The sequence below is a fragment of the Actinomyces polynesiensis genome (assembly GCF_000820725.1).
GTDB lineage: Bacteria > Actinomycetota > Actinomycetes > Actinomycetales > Actinomycetaceae > Pauljensenia > Pauljensenia polynesiensis.
Genome location: NZ_CCXH01000249.1, coordinates 1 through 6,051 on the forward strand (window position 1 = coordinate 1; position 6,051 = coordinate 6,051).

The window sequence follows — 6,051 nt, forward strand, 5'->3', positions numbered from 1 at the left end:
TCCACCGCTCGGCGAACGGCCCGCCCCCGCAGATCTGCGGGGGCGGGCCGTCGGCCTGTACCGGGACCCCGCCCGCACGAGCGGCGCGGGACCCGGTGGAACGCTCTGCTCAGTGGTGGCTGCGCGGGGTCTCCGTGCTCCACACCACGGCGCGGTGACGCTTCGGCACCGCGCTGGCCACCTGGTCGTTGCGGGACTTGCGCCCGCGTGAGCGGCCCGAGGAGCCCTTCGCCGACCCGGAGCCGGAGCCGCGGGTGGCGGATGCGCCCCCGTGCTGGTGCTGGTCCGAGCGACGCGAGCCGCGGCCGCCCTCGTCCGCGCCGGTCGCGGGAGAACGGGTGGCGGAGGAGGAACGGGAGGACGTCGAACGGGAGGAGCCGGAGCGGGAACCCTGCGACTGGGCCGGACCGCGCCCGGAGGCCGCCCCGCCCTGACCGCCCTGACCACCGCGGCGGCCACGGGAGCGCCCGCCGGTGGAGCCGCCGGAGGTGTGACCACCGGCGGGGTGGCGACGGGAACCCGTGGAGGAACCCGCGGAACCCTCGGGCTGTGCAGCCGGGCGGGGCGCCACGCGGGCCGCGCGCTCGCCGACCAGCTCGGCGACCTCGGGGGAGTGCGCGTCCACGCGCTCGGGGGTGACGTGGATCTTCGCCTTGCGCAGGACCTGCGCCAGGTCGCGGCGCTCCTCGGGCAGGCAGATCGTCACGACGTCGCCGGAGTGCCCGGCCCGTGCCGTGCGTCCGGAGCGGTGCAGGTACTCCTTGTGCTCACGCGGCGGGTCGGCGTGGATGACCAGCTCGACATCGGCCACGTCCACCCCGCGTGCCGCCACGTCGGTGGCCGCCAGGACCCGGACCTCGCCGGAGTCGAAGGCCGCGAGGTTGCGGTCACGTGCGTTCTGGGAGAGGTTCCCCTGCAGGTCCACGGCCGGGATGCCGGCGGCGGAGAGCTGGCGCGCGGTGCGCTTGGCGCGGTGCTTGGTGCGGAAGAACAGGATGCGGCGCCCGGTGCCGGAGGCCAGGGCCTCGATGAGGTCCTTCTTGCGGTCGGCGTCGGCCACCTCGAAGACGTGGTGCGTCATCTGCTCGACGGGGGACTCGGCGGGGTCCACGGAGTGGAGGACCGGGTCGTGCAGGAACTGCCTGACCAGACGGTCCACGCCGTTGTCGAGGGTGGCGGAGAAGAGCATGCGCTGGCCGACCTCGGGGGTGGCGCGCAGGATGCGGGTGACGGCGGGCAGGAAGCCCATGTCGGCCATGAGGTCGGCCTCGTCGATGACGGTGACCGCGATGTCGGACAGGGAGACCAGACCCTGGCCCATCAGGTCCTCGAGGCGCCCGGGGCAGGCCACGACGACGGCGGCACCACGGGAGAGGGCCATCTCCTGGCGGGTCTGCTTGACGCCGCCGAAGATGGTGGTGACCCGCAGGCCGTAGGCACGGCCCAGGGGCTCGATGACCTCGGCGATCTGGGAGGCCAGTTCACGGGTGGGGGCGAGCACGAGGGCGCGCGGACGGCGGGGGGTGTTGGTGCGGCCGGCCTCGGCGAGGCGGGCGACCAGCGGGATCGCGAAGGCGAGGGTCTTGCCTGACCCGGTGCGCCCGCGTCCCAGCACGTCGCGCCCGGACAGCGTGTCGGGCAGCGTGTCGGTCTGGATGGGGAAGGCCGTGGCCTTGCCCTGTCCCTCGAGGACCGTGACCAGTTCGGCGGGGACGCCGAGGGAGGCGAAGGTCGGGGAGGAGGTGGTGGCCGCGGACGCGTCGGAGCGCGCCTGTGCGGCGAGGATGGTGGAAGTCATGGACTCTCTTCGACGGACCTGCCGGCCCGGGGTACGAGGACTGTTGGCGAAGGCGCCCGGTGGCGCATCCGTTCGCCGTGCGAAGGCATCCCCGCCGCCTGGTGGTCGGGCGGGGCCGGGTTCAGTGATCGACCCGGGAAAGCGTTCAACGACGCGGGCGGTGTGCAGGACCGCCACTGATGAGGCTAGCACGACCCGGCGTCGGCACTGCTGAGACGTGGTTCACCAGGGCGGGCCGCTGTCCGGTGGCGTCGGAGGGGGTGTCGGGAGGGCCGACCGGGACGGGCGGGGGTCCGGGGGCGCGCACCGGGCGCGTGGCGCGCGGTGTCCCTATGCTGCTCCCGTGTCCGTCACCAGTGTCCGCTCCCGTCGCGATCCGCACCCGCGTGCGACGTCGCGCGCCCGCATCGGGGGTCGGCGATGATCGGTGGTGTCCTGGCGGGCATCTCCGCAGGCCTGGTGCTCCCCGTCCAGACGACCATCAACACGCGTCTGGGCCGGCGGGCGGGGTCCGTGTTCGTCGCCTCGCTGGTCTCGTTCTCGGTGGGGACACTGACGCTGTTCCTCGCGCTGGCCCTCACCCGTCCCGGCATCGACCTGGGCGTCCTGCCCCGGCAGCCGTGGTGGATCTGGGTGGGGGGACTGTGCGGAGTGGCCTTCCTCACCTTCAACATCGTCCTCATGCGCGCCCTGGGGGCCTCCTCCGCGGTCGTCCTGCCCATCGTGGGTCAGGTGATCGGGGGTGTCCTCATCGATGCGACCGGGGCCTTCGGCGCGACGCGGGTGCCCCTGGGCCCTGCGCGCGCGGCTGGTGCCCTGCTGGTGGTGCTCGGCGCGGCGCTGGCGAACATGCGGCCCCGACGTGGTGCACCCACGGCGACCGACGAGGGCGGCCCCGGGCCGTTGAAGGTGGTGGCGCTCGGCGGGGCGGCCGTGCTGACCGGCACGTTGTCCGCGGTCCAGGCGACCGTCAACGGACGGCTGGGGGTCGTGTCGGCATCGGCCCTCTTCGCCGCCACGGTCTCCTTCGTGGTCGGAACCCTGGCGCTCGCGGTCATCGTGGTCGTCATGGGGGCGCGCCCCGACCTGCGGGGAGTGGGCCGCGCGGAGCCGTGGTGGGTGTGGTCGGGAGGCGCACTGGGTGCGGGGTTCGTGCTGGCGAACTCCGCGATCGCCCCGGTGCTGGGCACGGGTCTGACGGTGTCGGTGGTGCTCCTGGGCCAGATCGTCTCCGGCCTGGTCGTCGACCACCTCGGGCTCCTGGGGGCGCCGCGCAGGCCGGTGGGCGCACAGCGTGTGCTGGGTGCCCTGACCGTCCTGGCCGGAGTGGTGCTCGTCCGCCTCGTGTGACCCGGCACCGTCGCCGCCCCGGTGGGCCGGGACACCCCGTCGGCGGCGAAGACACCGCTCGTGGTCTCAGGACTGCGTCAGGGCCGGTCGCAGGGTGTCGGCCAGTGGCGTGGTCGGGCGGCCGATCAGCGCCGAGAGCGTCCCGGGCGTGTCGGCGAGTTCCCCCCGGGAGATCGCCCGGTCGGTGCCGACGACGAACTCCGCCCCGCCCTCGGGCACACCGGCCCCCACCAGGAGACGCAGGTGCTCATCGGGGGACACCTCGTGGACCCGGACCTCGTGCCCGGACAGTGAGGCGATCGTGCGCGCGAGTTCCGCGGTGTCCCAGGCGTGGTCACCGGAGAGCTCGTACGTGCCGGGGCGGGGTGTGTCGGCGGCGAGCACCGCGGCGGCGGCTGCCGCGTAGTCGGCCCGGGCGGCGGAGGCGACCCTGCCGCTGCCCGCACTGGTGAGGACCTCGCCCGAGGCGACGGCCTGCTGGGCGGTGGGCAGGTAGTTCTCGGAGTACCAGCCGTTGCGCAGCAGGGCGACCTCGAAGGGGGCGTGCGCGAGGATGGCCTCCGTCTCGCGGTGCTCGGGTGCGACGGGCCCGGTGGCGGTGTCGGCGTGGAGCACGCTCGTGTAGGCGAGGAAGCGGACGCCCGCTGCCGAGGCCGCCTCGATGACGGCACGGTGCTGGGCCACCCGGTTTCCCACGGCGTTCCCCGAGACCAGGAGCAGGCGGTCGACGCCCTCCAGCGCGGGGGCGAGGGTGTCGGGCCGGTCGTAGTCGAAGGTCCTCACCTCGACGCCGCGATCCGCGAGGGCCCTCGCCCTGGTGGTGTCCCTGGCGAGGGCGAGGACCCGCGGGGCGGGGAGGTGCTCGAGCAGGGCCTCGATGACGAGTCCCCCGAGGTGTCCGGTCGATCCGGTGACGGCAATGGTCATGGTGTGTCCTTCCCTGGGTGCCCGGCGGGTCCGCCCGGCGTACACTTACTTTTCGTAAGTGGTTGCCCAGTATGGTGTGGCCCGGCGCCGACGTCAACAGGGAGGGTCGAGGACCATGGAGAGCACACTCGAGGGGGTGTCCCCACCCTTCGACGTCTTCGACGAGCACTGCCCGTCCCGTGGTGCGCTCCTGGACGTCACCGGACGCTGGGGTGCCCTCACCCTGCTCGCGCTGGCGCGCGGGGCGACGAGGTTCGGGGAGATCCACCGCATGATCGGTGGCTCCAACGAACGCATGCTCGCCCGGACGCTGCGCTCCCTCGAGGAGGACGGGCTGGTGGCCCGCAGGCCCGCCTCGCCCACCGTCCCCGCCGGGTACCGACTGACCCCGGCCGGGGGCGAGGTCGCCGGCCACGTGGAGGGACTCGTGGGTTCCCTCTACGCCGCCCTCGCGGCCACCGCCCCTGGCTCCTGACCTGACCGGGCAGTCCGCTGGCTGGTACCACACCCCCGTGTCCCCGCAGGTGATTGGCATCTGCGGGACTGGACGGGTCGAGGAGGTCGGATGGACATCGACGTGAGCGGGATCCCGGTGACGGTGTCGACGGGGCGTCTGCCCGCCCCGGCCGACGTGGACGAGGCGATCGTCGCGGCCGCCGCGCGGGCACTCCCGCACACCGAGGGTGCGGTCGCCGACTGCATCCCCACCCTCGCCCGGGCGGACCCGGGGAGCTTCGGGGTGGCACTGGCCGAGGTGGGCGGTGAGGTCCACGAATGGGGGGACTCCCGCCTCGAGTTCTCGATCCAGTCCGTCTCCAAGGCCTTCGTCTACGCGCTGGTCTGCCAGGAGCTCGGCCACCGCGCCGTCCACGACCGGGTCGGTGTGAACAACACGGGGCTGCCCTTCAACTCCCTCATGGCCCTCGAGCTGAACGGTGGGCACCCCGGCAACCCGATGGTGAACGCGGGCGCCCTCGTCACCACGTCACTGGTCCCCGGGGCGACGCCCGCCCGGCAGTGGGACCGGGTCCGCCGCTGCCTCGGCGCGTTCTGCGGCCGTGAGCTCGACGTCGACGAGGCGACCTACCGCGCGGAGTCGCGCACCAACGGCCGCAACCGGGCCATTGCCGAGCTGCTCGCCTCCTACGGGCACATCGAGGGCGATCCCGTGGCCGTGGCGGACGTCTACACGCGGCAGTGCTCCCTCGCGGTGACCACGCGCGACCTCGCGGTCATGGGCGCGACCCTCGCCGACGGGGGCATCAACCCGGTGACCGGTGAGCGGGTCGTCGACCCGGGCGTGTGCCGCGACACCCTGGCCGTGCTCGCCTCGACGGGCCTCTACGAGCGCTCGGGGGAGTGGCTCTTCGAGATCGGGCTTCCCGGCAAGTCCGGGGTGTCGGGGTCGATCCTCACGGTCTCCCCGGGCAAGGCCGGCATCGCGGCGTTCTCCCCGCGCCTCGACGCGGTGGGGAACTCCGTGCGCGCCCAGAGGGTCACCGCCCACCTGTCACGCTCACTGGGGCTCGACGTCTTCGCCTCCGCAACCGCGCGCCCCACCACCGCGCCCCCCACCACCGCACGCCCGACCGACGAGGAGTCCCATGACCAGCACTGACGGAACCGCCGTCGCACCGCAGGAGAAGGCGTCCTGGGTGCCGATGGTCGGGCTGTTCCTCGCCCAGGTCCTCATGTCCTTCAACGTCGCCGCGCTGCCCGTGTCGATGGGGGGCATGGTGGAGGACTTCGGCGTGCCCTCCACGACCGTGAGCACCGCGATCGTCACCTACGGGCTCGTCGTCGCCGCGCTGGTGATGGTCGGGGCGAAGCTCGGCCGTCGGGTGGGTTGGTCGCGGATCTTCCGCTCGGTGATCGTCGTCTTCGGCGCCTCCTCCGCCATGATGGTCACGGCCCCGTCCGTGGGATGGGTCATCGCCGCCCAGGCACTCGCGGGCGCCGGTGCCGCGATCATCGTG

Annotated in this window: 6 protein-coding genes; 4 read left to right on the forward strand and 2 right to left on the reverse strand. The window is 73.7% G+C overall.

Annotated features, from left to right (window positions below; all coding sequences use genetic code 11):
• Positions 1-109: 109 nt before the first annotated feature.
• Entirely contained in the window at positions 110-1,798 is a 1,689-nt protein-coding gene (locus TA90_RS10775) for a DEAD/DEAH box helicase (protein ID WP_052450783.1), read from the reverse strand.
• A 420-nt stretch (positions 1,799-2,218) separates the two neighbouring features.
• Between TA90_RS10775 and TA90_RS10780 the strand changes: the two genes are divergently transcribed.
• Positions 2,219-3,148, forward strand: coding sequence for a DMT family transporter (locus TA90_RS10780; protein WP_043536366.1), 930 nt, complete (start codon positions 2,219-2,221; stop codon positions 3,146-3,148).
• Between the two features lie 66 nt (positions 3,149-3,214).
• Here the strand turns inward: TA90_RS10780 and TA90_RS10785 are convergent, their stop codons facing one another.
• Positions 3,215-4,075, reverse strand: a complete 861-nt coding sequence (locus TA90_RS10785; protein ID WP_043536368.1) for an NmrA family NAD(P)-binding protein — start codon at positions 4,073-4,075, stop codon at positions 3,215-3,217.
• A gap of 115 nt (positions 4,076-4,190) precedes the next feature.
• Between TA90_RS10785 and TA90_RS10790 the strand changes: the two genes are divergently transcribed.
• The 3 genes from TA90_RS10790 to TA90_RS10800 form a co-directional block, all read left to right on the forward strand.
• A complete protein-coding gene (locus TA90_RS10790) occupies positions 4,191-4,550 on the forward strand; it encodes a winged helix-turn-helix transcriptional regulator (RefSeq protein ID WP_043536370.1) in 360 nt (119 codons plus the stop codon).
• Between the two features lie 90 nt (positions 4,551-4,640).
• Positions 4,641-5,693, forward strand: coding sequence for a glutaminase A (gene glsA / locus TA90_RS10795; RefSeq protein WP_052450784.1), 1,053 nt, complete (start codon positions 4,641-4,643; stop codon positions 5,691-5,693).
• Positions 5,680-6,051, forward strand: a 372-nt coding sequence (locus tag TA90_RS10800; RefSeq protein WP_043536371.1) for an MFS transporter, incomplete at its 3' end; no start/stop codon positions are given. The genes glsA and TA90_RS10800, both read left to right, overlap by 14 nt.

Coding starts and splice junctions, on each gene's coding strand:
- TA90_RS10790 (WP_043536370.1), top strand. CDS start 4,191: ATGGAGAGCACACTCGAGGGGGTGTCCCCACCCTTCGACGTCTTCGAC.
- TA90_RS10775 (WP_052450783.1), bottom strand. CDS start 1,798: ATGACTTCCACCATCCTCGCCGCACAGGCGCGCTCCGACGCGTCCGCG.
- TA90_RS10780 (WP_043536366.1), top strand. CDS start 2,219: ATGATCGGTGGTGTCCTGGCGGGCATCTCCGCAGGCCTGGTGCTCCCC.
- TA90_RS10785 (WP_043536368.1), bottom strand. CDS start 4,075: ATGACCATTGCCGTCACCGGATCGACCGGACACCTCGGGGGACTCGTC.
- glsA (WP_052450784.1), top strand. CDS start 4,641: ATGGACATCGACGTGAGCGGGATCCCGGTGACGGTGTCGACGGGGCGT.